This is a genomic window from Micromonospora sp. NPDC049559 (assembly GCF_040676675.1).
Classification (GTDB): domain Bacteria; phylum Actinomycetota; class Actinomycetes; order Mycobacteriales; family Micromonosporaceae; genus JBFAPK01.
Genome location: NZ_JBFAPK010000046.1, coordinates 1 through 15,613, shown reverse-complemented (window position 1 = coordinate 15,613; position 15,613 = coordinate 1). Strand labels below are relative to the sequence as shown.

13 protein-coding genes are annotated in these 15,613 nt (G+C 74.0%); 11 read left to right on the top strand and 2 right to left on the bottom strand.

The window, feature by feature from the left end; genetic code table 11:
* The 5 genes from AB0J86_RS33750 to AB0J86_RS33730 all read left to right on the top strand — a co-directional run bounded on the left by AB0J86_RS33750 (position 1) and on the right by AB0J86_RS33730 (position 5,982).
* Complete coding sequence (locus AB0J86_RS33750; RefSeq protein WP_363861741.1) at positions 1-834, top strand: alpha/beta fold hydrolase; 834 nt, start codon at positions 1-3, stop codon at positions 832-834.
* Between the two features lie 194 nt (positions 835-1,028).
* Positions 1,029-1,289 carry an acyl carrier protein gene (locus tag AB0J86_RS33745; protein ID WP_363861740.1) on the top strand — a complete coding sequence of 87 codons (261 nt, stop codon included), beginning with the start codon at positions 1,029-1,031 and terminating at the stop codon, positions 1,287-1,289.
* On the top strand, positions 1,279-2,571 hold the full coding sequence (locus AB0J86_RS33740; protein ID WP_363861739.1) for a beta-ketoacyl synthase N-terminal-like domain-containing protein: 1,293 nt from the start codon (positions 1,279-1,281) through the stop codon (positions 2,569-2,571). The genes AB0J86_RS33745 and AB0J86_RS33740 overlap by 11 nt, the downstream gene beginning before the upstream one ends.
* Positions 2,561-3,808, top strand: a complete 1,248-nt coding sequence (locus AB0J86_RS33735) for a beta-ketoacyl synthase N-terminal-like domain-containing protein (RefSeq protein ID WP_363861738.1) — start codon at positions 2,561-2,563, stop codon at positions 3,806-3,808. The genes AB0J86_RS33740 and AB0J86_RS33735 overlap by 11 nt, the downstream gene beginning before the upstream one ends.
* Positions 3,802-5,982 (top strand): AMP-binding protein, encoded by a 2,181-nt coding sequence (locus AB0J86_RS33730; RefSeq protein ID WP_363861737.1) that lies wholly within the window; start codon positions 3,802-3,804, stop codon positions 5,980-5,982. Before AB0J86_RS33735 ends, AB0J86_RS33730 begins: the two co-directional genes overlap by 7 nt.
* A gap of 200 nt (positions 5,983-6,182) precedes the next feature.
* Here the strand turns inward: AB0J86_RS33730 and AB0J86_RS33725 are convergent, their stop codons facing one another.
* Both AB0J86_RS33725 and AB0J86_RS33720 read right to left on the bottom strand, forming a co-directional pair.
* The gene (locus AB0J86_RS33725; protein ID WP_363861736.1) at positions 6,183-6,458 is read right to left on the bottom strand and encodes a MoaD/ThiS family protein; all 276 of its coding nucleotides are present in this window, start codon (positions 6,456-6,458) and stop codon (positions 6,183-6,185) included.
* A 3-nt stretch (positions 6,459-6,461) separates the two neighbouring features.
* A complete protein-coding gene (locus tag AB0J86_RS33720) occupies positions 6,462-7,547 on the bottom strand; it encodes an exo-alpha-sialidase (protein WP_363861735.1) in 1,086 nt (361 codons plus the stop codon).
* Between the two features lie 292 nt (positions 7,548-7,839).
* Here AB0J86_RS33720 and AB0J86_RS33715 point away from each other — a divergent pair, with 292 nt between their 5' ends.
* The 6 genes from AB0J86_RS33715 (at position 7,840) to gcl (ending at position 15,329) form a co-directional block, all read left to right on the top strand.
* Entirely contained in the window at positions 7,840-8,364 is a 525-nt protein-coding gene (locus AB0J86_RS33715; protein ID WP_363861734.1) for a hypothetical protein, read from the top strand.
* Between the two features lie 490 nt (positions 8,365-8,854).
* On the top strand, positions 8,855-9,880 hold the full coding sequence (locus AB0J86_RS33710; protein ID WP_363861733.1) for a 2-dehydropantoate 2-reductase: 1,026 nt from the start codon (positions 8,855-8,857) through the stop codon (positions 9,878-9,880).
* 249 nt (positions 9,881-10,129) lie between these two features.
* On the top strand, positions 10,130-11,671 hold the full coding sequence (locus AB0J86_RS33705) for an aldehyde dehydrogenase family protein (protein WP_363861732.1): 1,542 nt from the start codon (positions 10,130-10,132) through the stop codon (positions 11,669-11,671).
* Positions 11,672-11,832: 161 nt separating this feature from the next.
* On the top strand, positions 11,833-12,669 hold the full coding sequence (locus tag AB0J86_RS33700) for a TIM barrel protein (RefSeq protein ID WP_363861731.1): 837 nt from the start codon (positions 11,833-11,835) through the stop codon (positions 12,667-12,669).
* Between the two features lie 20 nt (positions 12,670-12,689).
* On the top strand, positions 12,690-13,574 hold the full coding sequence (locus tag AB0J86_RS33695) for a 2-hydroxy-3-oxopropionate reductase (RefSeq protein ID WP_363861730.1): 885 nt from the start codon (positions 12,690-12,692) through the stop codon (positions 13,572-13,574).
* A gap of 42 nt (positions 13,575-13,616) precedes the next feature.
* Positions 13,617-15,329 (top strand): glyoxylate carboligase, encoded by a 1,713-nt coding sequence (gene gcl / locus AB0J86_RS33690; RefSeq protein WP_363861729.1) that lies wholly within the window; start codon positions 13,617-13,619, stop codon positions 15,327-15,329.
* Positions 15,330-15,613 lie beyond the last annotated feature (284 nt).

The window sequence follows — 15,613 nt, the reverse complement described above, 5'->3', positions numbered from 1 at the left end:
GTGACGATCGACTTCCTGGCAACCGACCCGCCGACCGAGGCGGTGCCGCCGGCGAGCACCCCCGCGGTGACGTTCACCAGCGCCGGGGCGACCCTGCTCGGCGTGCTGCACGTCCCGGCCGGGCCGGGCCCGCACCCCGTCGTCGTGCTGCTGCACGGCTTCCCCGGCAACGAGCGCAACTTCGACCTGGCGCAGGCGCTGCGCCGGGCCGGGTACGCCTCCCTCGTCTTCCACTACCGGGGCTCGTGGGGCGTCGCCGGTTCCTGGTCCTGGGGGAACGTGCTCGCCGACGCACGCACCGTCGTGGCCGCCGTGCGGGAGCCGGACTTCGCGCAGGCCCATCGTCTGGATCCCGGGCGGCTGGGCGTGGTCGGGCACAGCACCGGGGGCTTCGCCGCGCTGATGACCGCGGCCGTGGACCCGGCGGTCCGCGCGGTCGCCTCGGTGACCGCCTTCGACTTCGGTACCGCCGCCGGCCTCAGCCGCGCCGACCCGGCCGTACGGGCGGCGTACGTGGCGGCGTTCGACGAGGAACTGCTGCCGTTGCGCGACACCAGCGGGGAGGCGCTCGTGACCGAGATGGAGGCCGCCGGGGACGCCTGGCGGCTGGCCGGCCTCGCGTCGCGGCTGGTCGACCGGCCGGTACTGCTGGTCGGTGCCGGCCGGGACCCCGTGACCCCGGCCGAGGTGCACCACCGGCCGCTGGTCGAGGCGTACCGGGCGGCCGGTTTGCACCGGCTTGAGGAACGGGAGCTGCCGACCGACCACGCGCTCTCGGACCACCGGATCGCGCTGGCCGTGGCGGTGCGGGACTTCCTCGACCGGTGGCTGTGACCGGACGGAAGCGGTTCCAGCGACCGACCTGAATCTGATCAGACGAGGAGTTTCGTCTTTTCGGTCGAAGCGATCGAACTCTTTAGTCAGGTCCGCATCGATTCCGGGCTCGTTGGCTACCTGGAAAACTTCACCGTGGAGCCCGCCTGGAACTTCCACGGAACCGTGGTTGCCGGGGCAGGGAGGAGCCGGACATGACGCAGCCGGACAACGTGTCCGCTGCCCGCCTGCGCGAGCTGGCGGCAGAGGTCTTCGACGTCAGCCCGGAGGAGGTCACGCCCGAGGCCGCCTTCTACGAGGACCTCGGCGTGGACTCGCTCCAGAAGGTCGAGTTCGTGGTACGGCTCGAACGCCACTTCGGCGTACGGCTGACCGACCAGGAGGCGGCCGAGCTGCACGACCTGGGCGACGCGCTCGCGGCGCTCGAAAGTCGGGGGCTCTCCGTTGGGCCGTGACCGGGACGGCGCCGGGCGCGTCGCCGTGACGGTCTCCGGGCTCGGCGCGGTCTCCGTCGCCGGGCTCGGCGTGGACGCCCTCTGGGCGGCGGTCACCGGGGGCCGGGTGCTGACCCGCCCGGTGACCCGCTTCGACCTCGCCGGCTATCCGGCGGACCGGGGTGGGCAGGTGCCGGACGACGCCATCTCGGCGCTCGACGCGCTGGTACCGCCGCACCGGTCGCTCGCGGGCCGCTACCTCGCGGCGGCGGCGCTGGAGGCGTTGCGGGACGCCGGACTTCCTCCCGCGCCCCGGCGGGAACGCCTCGGCCTCTTCGTCGGCACGGTGATGGCGACCCGGCCGCTGCTCGACCGCGGGATCGGCCCCGGCCGGCTCGGCGTACCGGGCGACGGCTGGGCCAGGCCGGACGACCTGCTGGCGGCGCTGCGTCGCGCGGTTGCCGTGAACGGACCCGTGGTGCTGCTGGCGCCCGGCTGCGCGGCCGGCAACAGCGCGATCGCCGCCGGCCACGCCGCCGTCGCGACCGGCGAGGTCGACGTCGCGATCTGCGCCGGGGCCTCGGAGCTGTCGCTGGAGATATTCGCCATGTTCACCTCCCTGCGCGCGCTCGCGTCCGACGTGGTCCGCCCGTTCGACCGGCAGCGCCGGGGGACCATGCCGGGCGAGGGGGCGGGCGTCCTGGTCCTCGAACGGGCCGAACGGGCGGCGGCGCGGGGCGCCCGCCCCCTGGCCCGGGTGCTCGGAACCGCCCGCGCCGCGGACGCGCACAACCCGACCCGGCCCCATCCGGACGGCGTCGCGCTGATCTCCACCCTCCATTCCTGCCTGCGCCAGGCCGGCCTGGACCCCGAGGACGTGGACTGGGTCTGCGCGCACGGCACCGGCACGCCCGCCAGCGACGGTACGGAGGCGCGCGCGCTGGCCCGGTCCCTGACTGGTCGGCGCCCGCCCGCCGTCTCGTCCGTGAAGGGACAGCTCGGCCACGCCGAGGGCGCCGGCGCCGCGCTCGAGGCGGTGATCTCCGTGCGTGCCCTGGGAGAGGACTTCATGCCCGGCAACGTGACACTGCGCGAGCCCGACCCGGCCTGCGCCGGCGTGGACCTGGTCGAGCCGGCCGGCCGGCGCGGGCCCCTTCGGGTGGTGGCCAGCCCCGCGTTCGGCTTCGGCGGCGGCGTCTCCACCGTCCTGTTCGGACGAGCCACCGACGGCCGATCCGACGCCGCGACCGCCGCCACCGGCGTGGCCGGAAGGGTCGGAAGGGTCGGTCCGGATGCCGGCTGACCGCGACAGCATCCCCGGGTACCCGGCCGGCCCCGGGTACCCCACGGGCGGCGTACGCCTGTGCGGGCTGGGGCTGCGCCTGGCCGGCGTGCGGGGACCGGCCGACCTGGCGGCGCAGCTCACCGGGCGGGTGGTGGCGCCCCGGGTCCCCCGGCTGCTCACCGCCGAACATTCCGACCTCGAACCGGTCGAGCGCTGCGTACACGGGCCGGTCGAGGTCCGGATGCCGGACGGCGTGCCCCCGCGCGGGCTGCGGAACCTGCCACGGGAGTCGCTGCTCTCGCTCGCCGCCGCCGCGGAGGCCGCCGCGACCGCGACGGGCCCGCAGCCGGGGGTCGGCCCGGTGGCGGGGATCGGCCCGGTGGCCGCGACCGGTCCGCTGGCCGGCGGCGGGTCCGAGCGGGACGTCGACGTGCCGGACGGCGGTGAGGAGCCACCCGGGGCGGTGGTCTGGGTCAGCTCCACCGCCGGTCTGACCGAGTACGCGGGGATCTGCGTGGAGGCGGCCGTGCTGGAGCCGGGGCTGAGCAGCCCGATGATGGGGCCCGCCGCGGCGTTCAACGCGCCGGCGGCGACGGTCTCGATCCGACTCGGTCTCCGGGGCCCGAACGAGACGCTCACCGGCGGTGCCGCGGCCGGAATCGGTGCCTTCGTCGAGGCCGTGCGGATCCTGGCCACCGGCGAGGCGAGTGAGGTGCTGCTCGGCGGCTCGGCGACCGTGAGCCGCTGGAGTGTGGTCGCGGGAACCGGAGCCGAGCTGCCGGCGGAGGGGGCGGTCTGCCTCGCGCTCGGGCTCCGTACCCGGGACGACCGTGCCGGGGACGGCGCTCCCGGCGCGGACGACCGCGCCACGGGCGACGCTCCCGACGCCGGCCGTCGCACCGGCGCCGGCCCGGTGCCCGGCGACGTCGCCGGCATCCACCTCGGACGGTTCCGGCGGGTCGGGCTCGACCCCGCCCGGCCGGTCGAGGAGGTCCGCCGGCTCGTCGCGGAGTTCACCCGCCCCGCCGCGATCGTCGTCTCGACGCCCGACGCGGCGCTCGCGGCGGCCCTGCGGGCGTCCGGTCCGGGACCGGCGTGGCACGTCGAGCGGACGCTCGGCGACTTCGGCGCGGCCGGCGGGCTGCTCGCCGTCGCCGGCGCCGCCGCACTGGTGAGCACCACCGGTGCCGACGTTCTCGCCCTCGCCGTCGAGCCGTCCGGGTACGCCGCACTCGTGGAGGTCGGTCCATGCTGAGCACCAACATCGTCGAGCGTCTGGTGGGACGGCAGCTCGCGCTCGGCCGGGGCGACGAGATCGCGTACGTGGACGCGGCCGGGCAGATCACGTACGCCGGACTGCACCGCGCCGTGCGCTCGTACGCGGCGCGGCTGGCCGCGGCCGGGATCGAGCCCGGCGCGCGCGGCCTGATCGTGGCGGACGACTCGATCCCCACCGTGGTGGCGGTCCTCGCGCTCTGGTGGCGCGGCGCGGTGGCGGTGCCGGTCAGCACCATGCTGACCCGGGCCGAGATCGAGTTCATCGCGGGCGACTGCGGGGCCGGTTTCCTGCACGTCGACGCCCGTTCCGACCAGCTCGTGGCCCCCGACGGCGGGCCGGGCGTGCCGCGCGGCACCGACGAGTGGGCGGTGCCGGGCTCCGAGCCCGCCCCGCCGCCCGCCGTGCAGCAGGGCTCCGACGTGGTGCTCGTGCAGTACACGTCGGGCAGCACCGGCACCCCGAAGGGAGTGCTGCACACCCGGGCCGGCATCGACGCCGTCCTCGACGGCTTCGGCCGGATCCTCGACCTGCGGCCGGAGGACACCGTCCTCTCCACGGCCAAGCTCTCCTTCGGGTACGGCTTCGGCAACTCCCTGCTCTTCCCGCTGGCGGCCGGGGCTCGGGCGGTGCTCAGCTCGGGACCGCCGGACGTCTACCGGCTGCGGGCGGCCGTGGCCCGGCACCGGCCCACCGTGCTCTGCGCCGTACCGCGCGTCTACGCGGCGCTGCTGCAACAGGCCGGCGGCGACGCCGAGCCCAGCCTCGGCGCGGTACGCCTCGCCGTGTCGGCGGGGGAGCACCTGCCCGCGCCGATCTGCGCGGGGTTCGTCCGTACCTTCGGCACGCCGCTGGTCAACGGGCTGGGCGCGACCGAGGTGCTGCACATCGTCGTCGCGACCCGGGGCGCCAGCCCGGGCTCGACCGGACGGGCGGTGCCGGGCGTCCGGATCAGCGTCCGGGACGAGTGGGGTTCCGTCGTGCCGGACGGCACCGAGGGCCGGCTGCACGTGGCGGGGGACTGCGTGGCCGCCGGCTACCTCGACCGGCCGGAGGCCACGTCGCGCACCTTCGCCGACGGCGGGGCGTACACCGGCGACGTGGTGCGCCGCGAGCCGGACGGCGAGATCCGGTACGTCTGCCGGCACGACGACCTGCTGAACCTGGGCGGGCACAAGGTCTCGCCGTTCGACATCGAGGCCGCGGTACGGGACCTGGCCGGGGTGGCGCAGTGCGCGGTCGCCGGTACGCGCGACGGCGCGGGCCTGGAGCAGGCGGTCGCGTACGTGGTGCCGGCGCCGGGTACCGACGGCGAGGCCCTGCGGCGCGTGGTCGTGCGGGCGTTCCGGGAGCGGCTGCCCGCCTTCAAGCGCCCGTCCTCGGTGGAGATCGTCGAGCAGTTGCCGGTCACGTCGACCGGGAAGCTGGCCCGGTTCCGCCTGCGGGCCGGTACGGCGGCGCCGGGCGCCCAGGTGCGGATGCGCGTGCTGCGGGACGGGCCCGGCCGTACGCTCGTCTGCATCCCGTACGCCGGCGGCTCCTCGGGCGCCTTCACCCGGCTGGCCCGCCACCTGCCCCGCTCCTGGCGGGTGGTGGCGGGCGAGGCGAGCTACCCCGACGGCGTCACCATCGGCGAGGCCGCCACCGCCTGGTGGCGGGCGGTCGCCCCGTACCTCTCGGACGACTCCGTGCTGTTCGGGCACTCCCTCGGGGCGGTGCTGGCGGCGGCGGTGGCGAACGCGGCCGGTGCCGAACTGGGCGGGGCGCAGGTGGTCCTCTCGGCGCCGCCGGTACCGTCACCCGGCGGTCCGGCCGGACCCGTGCCGGGCGCGGACGACGAGACGCTGCTCGACGGGCTGCGCCGGGCGGGGCTGCTGCCCGGCACCTCGCTGAGCCCGGAGGAGATCAGCCGGCTGCTGCTGCCCCGGTTCCGCCGGGACATCGCGCTCGCGCCGAACGGCTTCGAGATAACCCCGGCCGCGCCGGTGCACGTCCTGGTCGGTACCGACGACGGGCTCTGCACCCGGGACGCGCTCACCGCCCGGCTGCCCGGCAACCTCATCGCCAGCATCCACTCGGTCCCCGGCGACCACTACTTCGTCGCCACGAACGCCGCCGGTACCGCCGAGGTGCTGATGGAGCTCTTCCACTAGGCGGCGCAACGCCGCGTGCGGCCGGCGAGGCGCCGCGCCGGAGCCGAGCGACCTGGCGTCCGGACGGGGCGCGCGGCGGCCCGGCGCCCGGCGGGGCGGCGCGGCAAGCCGCCCCGCCGGGCGCCGGATCTGCCTCCGGCGCGTCAGCCGTTCGGCAGCCGCGCGGCGCGCGACCGTCCGACGGGTCGCCGTCCGGCGCGTCAGCCGCCGGCGATCGACGGCAGCAGCTGCACCTCGGAGCCGCGCCGGACCGGGGCGTCGAGCCCGCCGCAGCGGCGGCACTCCTCCCCGTCGACGTAGACGTTGACGTAGCGGCGCAGCTGCCCCTGCTCGTCCCGGATGCGTCGGGCCAGGCGGGGCCAGCGCTCGGCGATCTCGTCCAGTACGGCGCCGAGGTTGCCGTCCGCCGTCACGTCGAGCCGGTCCGCGCCGGCCGACTCGCCACGCAGCACCCCGGGCACGAACACCGTCACCATGGCTCAGACCTCCGCGGCCCGTACGGAGAGCACGTCGGGCAGGTGGGCGGCGACCAGGGACCACGATTCGCCCTCGTCCCGGCTGGCGTAGACCTCTCCGGAGCGGGTGCCGAAGTAGACGCCGGCCGGGTCGGCGTCGTCGGCGCACATGGCGTCGCGCAGCACCGCCGGGTAGAACGGCGCGGTCGGCAGGCCCTTGGCGAGCGGTTCCCAGGTGGTGCCCGCGTCGGCCGAGCGGTACACCTGGCACCGGCGGTCGACCGGGAAGCGTTCCCCGTCGGCGACCAGCGGAAAGTTGTAGATCACGCCGCCGCGCCGGGGGTGGGCCACCATCGGGAAGCCGAAGTCGCTGGGCAGTCCCGCGGCGATGGACTGCCAGGTGGCGCCGCCGTCGTCGGAGCGGTAGACGCCGTGGTGGTTTTGCGCGTAGAGCCGCTCGGGGTCGACCGGGTCCCGGGCGACCTTGTGTACGCACTGCCCGAACTCGGGCCACGGGTCGGGCAGGAAGTACGCCTTGATGCCGGTGTTGCCGGCCGTCCAGCTCGCCCCGCCGTCGTCGGTACGGTAGACGCCGCCCGAGGAGAGCGCCACCAGCACCCGCTCGGGATCGTCGGGGTGCGGCAGTACGGTGTGGATCGCCTGCCCGCCGAAGCCGGCGCCCCACTCGGGCCGGTGCGGATGCTCCCAGAGCGGCCGGATCAGCTCGTAGCTGCGGCCCCCGTCGACCGAGCGGAACAGCGCGGCGGGTTCGGTGCCGGCGTAGACGAGGTCCGGCTCGCTCGCCGGGCCCGGGGTGATCTGCCAGACCCGGCCGAGGCTCGCGCCGGTGTCGGCCGGGAAGCTCAGGGGTGGCTGGTCCGGCTCCTGCCAGGTCGCGCCGAGGTCGTCGCTGACGGCCAGGCTGGGGCCGAAGTGGGAGCTGCTCGTGGACGCGTGCAGCCGCGGCGTGGCGCGCCGCGTGTCGATCGCGACCGCGTAGATGCCGGTCATGGCGAAGTGCGGGCCGCTGAGCTCCCAGCTGCCCCGGTCGTCGTGACTGGTCGCGAGGAAGAGACCCTTGCCGGTGCCGATCGCGAGTAGCGTTGCCATGTTCGCTTCTCCGTCCCGGCACGCTCGGTAGCGTGCCCGCGGGACAGTATGAGCTGCACCACTGACAAAACGACATCGTCGTGGCTGGTGGAAACCGTTCCGGTCACGAAACGCGCCGCAGCGGGTACGTACCGTGGCGGCCCGGCGCGTCACGCGGCGTCTCCGGAGCGGGTCGTACGCGCCGATCGCGCGACACGATCGCCGTCGTCCCGCCCTGCCCGGCCGTTCGCACACTTGTCGGGTAGCTTCGTCTCCTGTTTGGCACAGGACAGCGACAGGAGTAGCTCCCGCAATGGGCAAGAAGACGGTTCATGTCTCCGATTTCAGTGGCAAGGTCCTCGACTCGGACGACGAGGTGGTGCGCGTGGTCGTCCTGGAGCACCCGGACCTGGTGGCGGGACCTGTGCAGCTCGAGGCCACGGCGCTCGAGGCCGAGAGCATCGACGACGCGGCGCTCGACGTGGCGATCGTGGAGGTCCACGACGGCGACGGCGAGCCGCGCCGGGTGGTGCTCACCGCCAGTGAGTTCGACTCCCTCGCGACCGACGTACCGATGGCGCAGTTGCTGAAGACGGCCGAGCGGGTACGTCCGGCGAAGAGCACCCGGCGGGGTGCGGCGGACCGGCTCGACTACGGCACGCTCGAACACGCCGGCAAGCCGCACCGGGGCAAGATCACGGAGGAGGAGGCGCGGCTGGTCCGGGAGAACCTGGACGAGGTCAACAAGCGGCTCGCCGACGAGGGGCTGCGGCAGATCGACCCGAGCGACCCCGACCACGCGCTGCGCTACGGTTTCCCGTCGCCGGCCGAGGTCTGACCGCTCCGACCGCCGGCCGCACCGACCCGCCCCGGGCGGGTCGGCGCGGCCGCTGAGCCGGAGCGGGCGGCGCGAACGGGGGAGCACTCCGGTCGCGCCGCCCGCCGGCGCGTCGACGCCACACCCGCCCGGCGTCGACCGGGTGTTGTTGTCGTACCCCGTCCGCTGACGCCCGGTGAGGTGGCGGCGGGCGGCCCCCGCGCGCCGACAGTCGCCCCGACCCGCCCTGGCCCGCCCTGGCCGCCCCGACCGACGGTGGTGGCCCCGGCGCCGACGGTGGCCGCCGCGGTTGGCCGTGGCTGTCCGCCCACGTCGTGGCCTTCGGATCGGGTACGCGCTTTCCTGGCCGCGTCCGAGTGGATCGATCCACTCCGAGGCGTACCGGTTCCACGTCGTTGACCAGTGCGAACGTCCCTAAGCCTTGTCAGTTTCGAAAACCGTATCGCATACTGTCCTCCGCATAACGCATACAGTAGTCAAGATCCCTGACGTGGCGGCGGGAAGGGAGAAGCCTGTGCGAGTTGCTGTTCTCGGAGCGGGGGCGATCGGGGCCTATGTCGGTGCTTCGTTGTGTCGGGCCGGAGTCGAGGTCCATCTGGTAGCCCGGGGCGCGCATCTCGCCGCCCTCCGCGCCAACGGCGTACGGGTGCTCAGCCCGCGCGGCGACTTCTCGGCCCATCCACACGCCACGGACGATCCGCGCGAGATCGGACCGGTGGACTACGTCTTCCTCGGGCTCAAGGCCCACTCCTACGCCTCGGCCGGGCCGCTGCTGGAGCCGCTGCTCGCGCCGCACACCGCGCTGATCGCCGGGCAGAACGGCATCCCGTGGTGGTACTTCCACAAGCTCGCCGGGCCCTACGAGAACTACCGCATCGAGGCGGTCGACCCGAACGGCGCCACCTCGGCCGTGATGCCACCGGAGCGCGCGATCGGCTGCGTGGTCTATCCCGCGACCGTCATCGAGTCGCCGGGCGTGATCCGCCACATCGAGGGGACCCGGTTCAGCATCGGCGAGCCGGACGGTTCCGTCTCGGAGCGCTGCGCGCGGTACAGCGAGGCGATGATCGCGGGGGGCCTGAAGTGCCCCGTCGAGCCGAGGCTGCGCGACGACATCTGGATCAAACTGATGGGCAACGTCTCGCTCAACCCGATCAGCGCCCTGACCCGGGCGACGATGGGCGAGATCTGCGGCGACGCCGGTACCGCCCGGGTGGTGGCGCGGATGATGGAGGAGACGCTCGACATCGCCGGTCGGGTCGGCAGCCGGCCGGAGATCTCCATCGCCAAACGGATCGACGGGGCCCGCCGGGTCGGCGACCACAAGACGTCGATGTTGCAGGACCTCGAGGCCGGCAAGGAACTCGAACTCGACGCGATCATCGGGGCGGTGGTGGAGATCGCCGACATCACCGGCGCGCCCGCCCCCACGTTGCGCTGCGTCTACGCGATGACCTCGCTGCTGGCCCGGGGCGTACGCCAGGCCGCGCTGACCTCCACCTCGGCCCCGCCCTGACCGGGCCGGGACCGAGCCACCGGCACCGCCGGCGCCCGGGCCGCGGTCGAACCCGGCACCGCGACACCCTTGCCCCGGCCGGTGCTTTCGCATACTGTATGCAAACTATCGAACGGCCCGATCCGGCGCCGCGATCCGTTCCTCGGCCAGGCCACCCGCCTGCTGCCCGGTCCAGACCCGGACCCATTCTCGTCACCCGCCCGGCCCCGCCGGTGCACCCCAGGACACCCGAAGCCGCTGGAGGCTCCCGTGCCCCTGATCCTCAAGCCCGGCACCGCCTGGGCCGACGTGTACGCCCGATGCCTGCGGGTCGCGCCCGAGGCGTTCCACGACGACCGCGTTCTGAACTACTGGGGCCGGCAGTGGCGCCGCGACGGCGTACCGGCCGCGGCCACCTCGGCCGTGGACGGCACCCCCATCGCCGGGCCCCCGCTCGTCGACGCGGCGACCGCGGCGTCGGCCGTGCGGGCCGCCGCGGACGACCACCGGCGGTGGTCCCGGATCCCCCTGGCCACCCGCAAGGCGTGCGTCCGCGACGCGCTGGCGTCGCTGCGCGAGCACCGCGACCTGCTCGCCCTGCTGCTGGTGTGGGAGATCGGCAAACCGTGGCGGCTGGCGACCGCCGACGTGGACCGCTGCATCGACGGGGTTCGCTGGTACCTCGACGAGATCGACGAGATGCTGGTCGACCGGCGTCCGCTGCCCGGGCCGGTGAGCAACATCGCCAGCTGGAACTACCCGATGAGCGTGATCATGCACGCGATGCTGGTGCAGCTGCTGGCCGGCAACGCCGTGATCGCGAAGACGCCGACCGACGGCGGGGTGGCCTGCCTGACGCTGGCCAGCGCGCTCGTCGCCCGGCACGGGTTGCCGGTGACGCTGATCAGCGGCAGCGGGGCGAAGCTCTCCCCGGTGCTGGTCGGGGCGCCCGAGATCGGGTGCGTCTCCTTCGTCGGCGGGCGCGACGTCGGCGGCCGGGTCGCCGGCCTGGTCGACACCGGCAAGCGGCACATCCTCGAACAGGAGGGGCTCAACTGCTGGGGCGTCTGGAACTTCAGCGACTGGGACCTGCTCGGCAAGCACGTACGCAAGTCCTTCGAGTACGGCAAGCAGCGCTGCACCGCGTACCCGCGCTACGTCGTCCAGCGGTCGCTCTTCAACGACTTCCTCGCCGCGTACCTGCCGGCGGTGGGAGGCGTCCGCTTCGGTCACCCGCTCGCGGTCGCGTCGGGGCAGGAGGACTTCCCGGAGCTCGACTTCGGGCCGCTGATCAAGGACGCGAAGGCGACCGAGCTGAACGACGTGGTCGACGACGCCATCGCCCGCGGGGGCGTACCGCTCTACCGGGGCTCGCTCGACGACGGGCTCTTCCTGCCGGGCCAGGACACCTCGGCGTACCTGCCGCCCGTGGCGATCCTCGGGCCGCCGCCCTCCTCGCCGCTGTTCCACGCCGAGCCGTTCGGCCCGGTCGACACGATCGTGCTGGTCGACACCGAGGCGGAGCTGCTGGCCGCGATGAACGCCAGCAACGGGGCCCTGGTCGCCTCGATCGCCTGCGACGACGAGGTGGCCGCGCGGCGACTCGGCGCGGAGCTGCAGGCGTTCAAGGTCGGGATCAACAAGCCCCGCTCCCGAGGGGACCGGCAGGAGGTCTTCGGCGGCAAGGGCGCCTCCTGGCGCGGCGCGTTCGTCGGCGGCGCGCTGCTGGTGCAGGCGGTCACCCAGGGGCCGGCCGACGACCCGCTCTACGGCAACTTCCCCTCCCGGGCGCTCTACCCGGCCGCGGCCTGACCCGTCCCCACAGGCCCCCGTCGATCTAGGGCAAATCGTGGTGATTGGAGATCCAGCCACGAGGATTTGCCCTAGATCGACGCGTCGGGCGGCGGGTCGACCGCACCCGGACACGAACAGTCGATGACGCTCCCCACCAGGCGTGGAAGGAAACCCCGGACATGACGGAACACGGCCTGCGCTACGACGTGAACCTCTCCATCCTCTTCACCGAGCTGCCGCTGCTGCGGCGCCCGGCCGCGGCGGCCGAGGCCGGCTTCGACGCGGTCGAGTTCTGGTGGCCGTTCGCCACGCCGACCCCGCCCGACGGGGAGGTCACCGCGTTCCTGCGCGCGCTCGACGACGCCGGCGTACGGCTGGTGGGGCTCAACTTCGACGCCGGCGACATGCCAGCGGGCGACCGGGGCCTGCTCTCCCAGCCGCCGCACTCCGCCCGGTTCCGGGACAACATCGACGTCGCGGTCGGGATCGCGGAGTCCACTGGCTGCCGGGCGCTCAACGCGCTCTACGGCAACCGGCTGGACGGGGTCGACCCGCGGGCCCAGGACGAGCTGGCCGCCGAGAACCTCGCCCTCGCCGCCAAGGCCGCGGGCGGGATCGGGGCGGTGGTGCTCGTGGAGCCGCTGAACTCGGCGGAGAACCCCGCCTATCCGCTCCGTACCGCCGCCGACGTGTTCGAGGTGATCGACCGGGCGCGGGCGCAGGGCGACCAGGACAACCTGCGCCTGCTGCTCGACCTCTACCACCTCGCCCGCAACGGCGAGGACCTGGCCGGGGTCATCGCCGCGCACGCCGGGCGGGTCGGCCACGTCCAGGTCGCCGACGTACCGGGCCGCAACCAGCCCGGCACCGGCTCGCTCGACGTCGACGGCCTCCTCGCCCAGCTCGAACGGGCCGGCTACGCCGGCTACGTCGGCTGCGAGTACAAGCCCCTCGGCCCGAGCGCCGACTCGTTCGGCTGGCTTCCCCGCCAGCGCCGCGCGTCCACCCGCAACTGAGATCGGCAAGGAGAAGCGACATGACCAGCATCGGCTTCATCGGGCTCGGCATCATGGGCGCGCCCATGGCGGCCAACCTCATCAAGGCCGGGTACGAGGTGATCGGCTACGACCGCAGCCAGCCGCGGCTGGAGCAGCTGCGCCAGCAGGGCGGCCGGACCAGCACCGGGGTGCCGGAACTCGTCCGCGTCGTCGACGTCGTCATCACGATGGTGCCGGACTCGCCCGATGTGGAGGACGTGGCGTTCGGCCCGGACGGCATCCTGGCCAACGCCAAGTCGGGACAGCTCTACATCGACACCAGCAGCATCTCCCCGAAGACCGCCCAGAACGTGGCCACCGCCGCCCGGGAGTACGGCGTACGGGTGCTCGACGCGCCGGTCAGCGGGGGAGAGCAGGGCGCCATCGACGGCAACCTCTCCATCATGGTCGGCGGCGAGGAGGCGGACTTCGCCGCGGCGCGGGAGATCCTCGAGGTGGTCGGCTCGACCGTGGTGCACGTCGGGCCGCACGGCGCGGGCCAGACCGTGAAGGTCGCCAACCAGCTCATCGTGGCCGGCACCATCGAACTCGTCGCCGAGGCGATCGTCTTCCTCGAGGCGTACGGCGTGGACACCGCCGCGGCGGTCAAGGTCCTCGCCGGCGGCCTCGCCGGCAACCGGATCCTGGACCGCAAGGCCGCCGGCATGCTCGCCCGCGAGTTCCAGCCCGGATTCCGGGTCGAGCTGCACCACAAGGACCTCGGCAACCTCCAGGCCGCGGCGCGGGAGGTTGGCGTCGTCATCCCGCTCGGCGCGGTGGTCTCCCAGCTGATGGCCGCGCTCAAGGCCCAGGGCGACGGCGGGCTGGACCACACGGCCCTGCTCAAGCTCGTCGAACAGCTCTCCGGACGCGCGTCCCGCTGAGCGCCCACACCCCGTCGAACCCTCTGCTGGAAGGTACAGAACATGGCCAGGATCCCCTGTATGGACGCGGTGGTCGCCGTGCTCGCCTCCGAGGGCGTGGACGTCGCGTTCGGCTGTCCCGGCGCGGCCATCCTGCCGCTCTACGCCGCGCTGCGCCGCAGCGACATCAAGCACCTCATCGTCCGGCACGAGGAGGGCGCCACGCACATGGCGGACGGCTGGGCGCGCACCAACGGCCGGGTGGGGGTGGCCATCGGCACCTCCGGCCCGGCCGGTACGAACATGGTCACCGGGCTCTACACCGCGCACGCGGACTCGATCCCGATGATCTGCATCACCGGCCAGGCGCCCCGGGCCAAGCTGCACCAGGAGGCGTTCCAGGCCGTCGACATCGTCGAGATCGCCAAGCCGGTGACCAAGTGGGCGGTGCAGGTGAAGGAGGCCGCGCAGGCACCCTGGATCTTCCGGGAGGCGTTCCGCGTCGCGCGCTCCGGCCGTCCCGGGCCGGTACTGATCGACCTGCCGCTCGACGTGCAGCAGCAGGAGATCGAGTGGGACGCCTCGATCGACGCGCCGCTGCCGGTGGCCGCCGTCGAGCCGCACCTGCCCCGGGTGGAGCGCGCCCTCGACCTGCTCTTCGAGGCCGAGCGCCCGCTGATCCTGGCCGGCGGCGGCGTGATCCTGGGGGAGGCCGCGGAGCTGCTGCGCGAGGTCGCCGAGGAGCTGAACGTACCGGTGCAGGTGACCCTGATGGGCAAGGGGGCGCTGCCGGAGGACCACGATCTCTTCGCCGGTATGACCGGCATCCAGACCACCCAGCGGTGGGGCAACGCCTCGTTCCTGGAGTCGGACCTGGTGCTCGCGCTCGGCGCCCGGTTCGGCGACCGGCACACCGGTGACCTGGCCACCTACCGGGGCGAGCGCAAGTTCATCCACGTCGACATCGAACCCACCCAGATCGGCAAGGTCTTCGGCCCGGACCTGGGCATCGTGTCGGACACGAAGCTCTTCCTGGCGGCGCTGCGCGACGCCGCCGCCCGCCGCCAGGCCCGCCCGGACCGCAGCGAGTGGGTCTCCCGGGTACGCAAGCTGCGCGAGACCCTGCGCCGCCGCGACGACTTCGACGCCGTACCGATCAAGCCGCCGCGGGTCTTCAAGGAGATCAACGAGTACTTCGGCCCGGAGACGTACTTCGTCACCGCGATCGGGCTCTACCAGATCTGGTCCGGGCAGTTCCAGAACGTCTTCAAGCCCCGGCACTACCAGGTCTGCGGGCAGGCCGGCCCGCTCGGCTGGGAGATCCCGGCGGCGATCGGCGTCAAGTGCGCCAGGCCGGAGGCCGAGGTGGTCGGCGTGGTCGGCGACTACTCCTTCCAGTTCCTGGTCGAGGAGCTCGCCGTGGCCGCCCAGTACGACGTGCCGTTCGTGCTCGTCATGCTGAACAACGAGTACCTCGGTCTGATCCGCCAGGCCGAGCTCGGCTACGGCATGAACTACGAGGTCGACATCCACTACGACGAGTACGGCACCGACAACGTGAAGATCATGGAGGCGTACGGCTGCTCCGGCCGCCGGGTCACCGAGCCGGGCGAGATCGCCGACGCGCTCGCCTGGGCCAGCAAGGAGGCCCGGCGGACGAGCCGCCCGGTCCTGGTCGAGGTGATGATCGAGCGTGAGGCGAACACCGCGCACGGCGTCTCGATCAACGCGGTCAAGGAGTTCGAGCCGGTACCGGAGCTGACCGCGGGGTCCTGACCTCGGGCCGCGCTCGTCGGGCCGCGGTTCGTCGGGCCGCGGTTCGTCGGGCCCGCGGTCGCGCCGGCTGGTGGGGTTCCGTGCGGGGCTCGCGCGTCGCGGGGCCGTGGGGGTTTCGCGCGGCGCTCGTGGAGAGTGGCGGTGGGGGTTTCGCGCGGCGCTCGTGGAGAGTGGCGGTGGGGGTTTCGCGCGGCGCTCGTGGAGGGTGGCGGTGGAGGTGGGGCCCGCCGTACCCGGCGAATCCCGTCACGCTTGATGTCTTCGCCGGGCACGGCGGGCCCCAC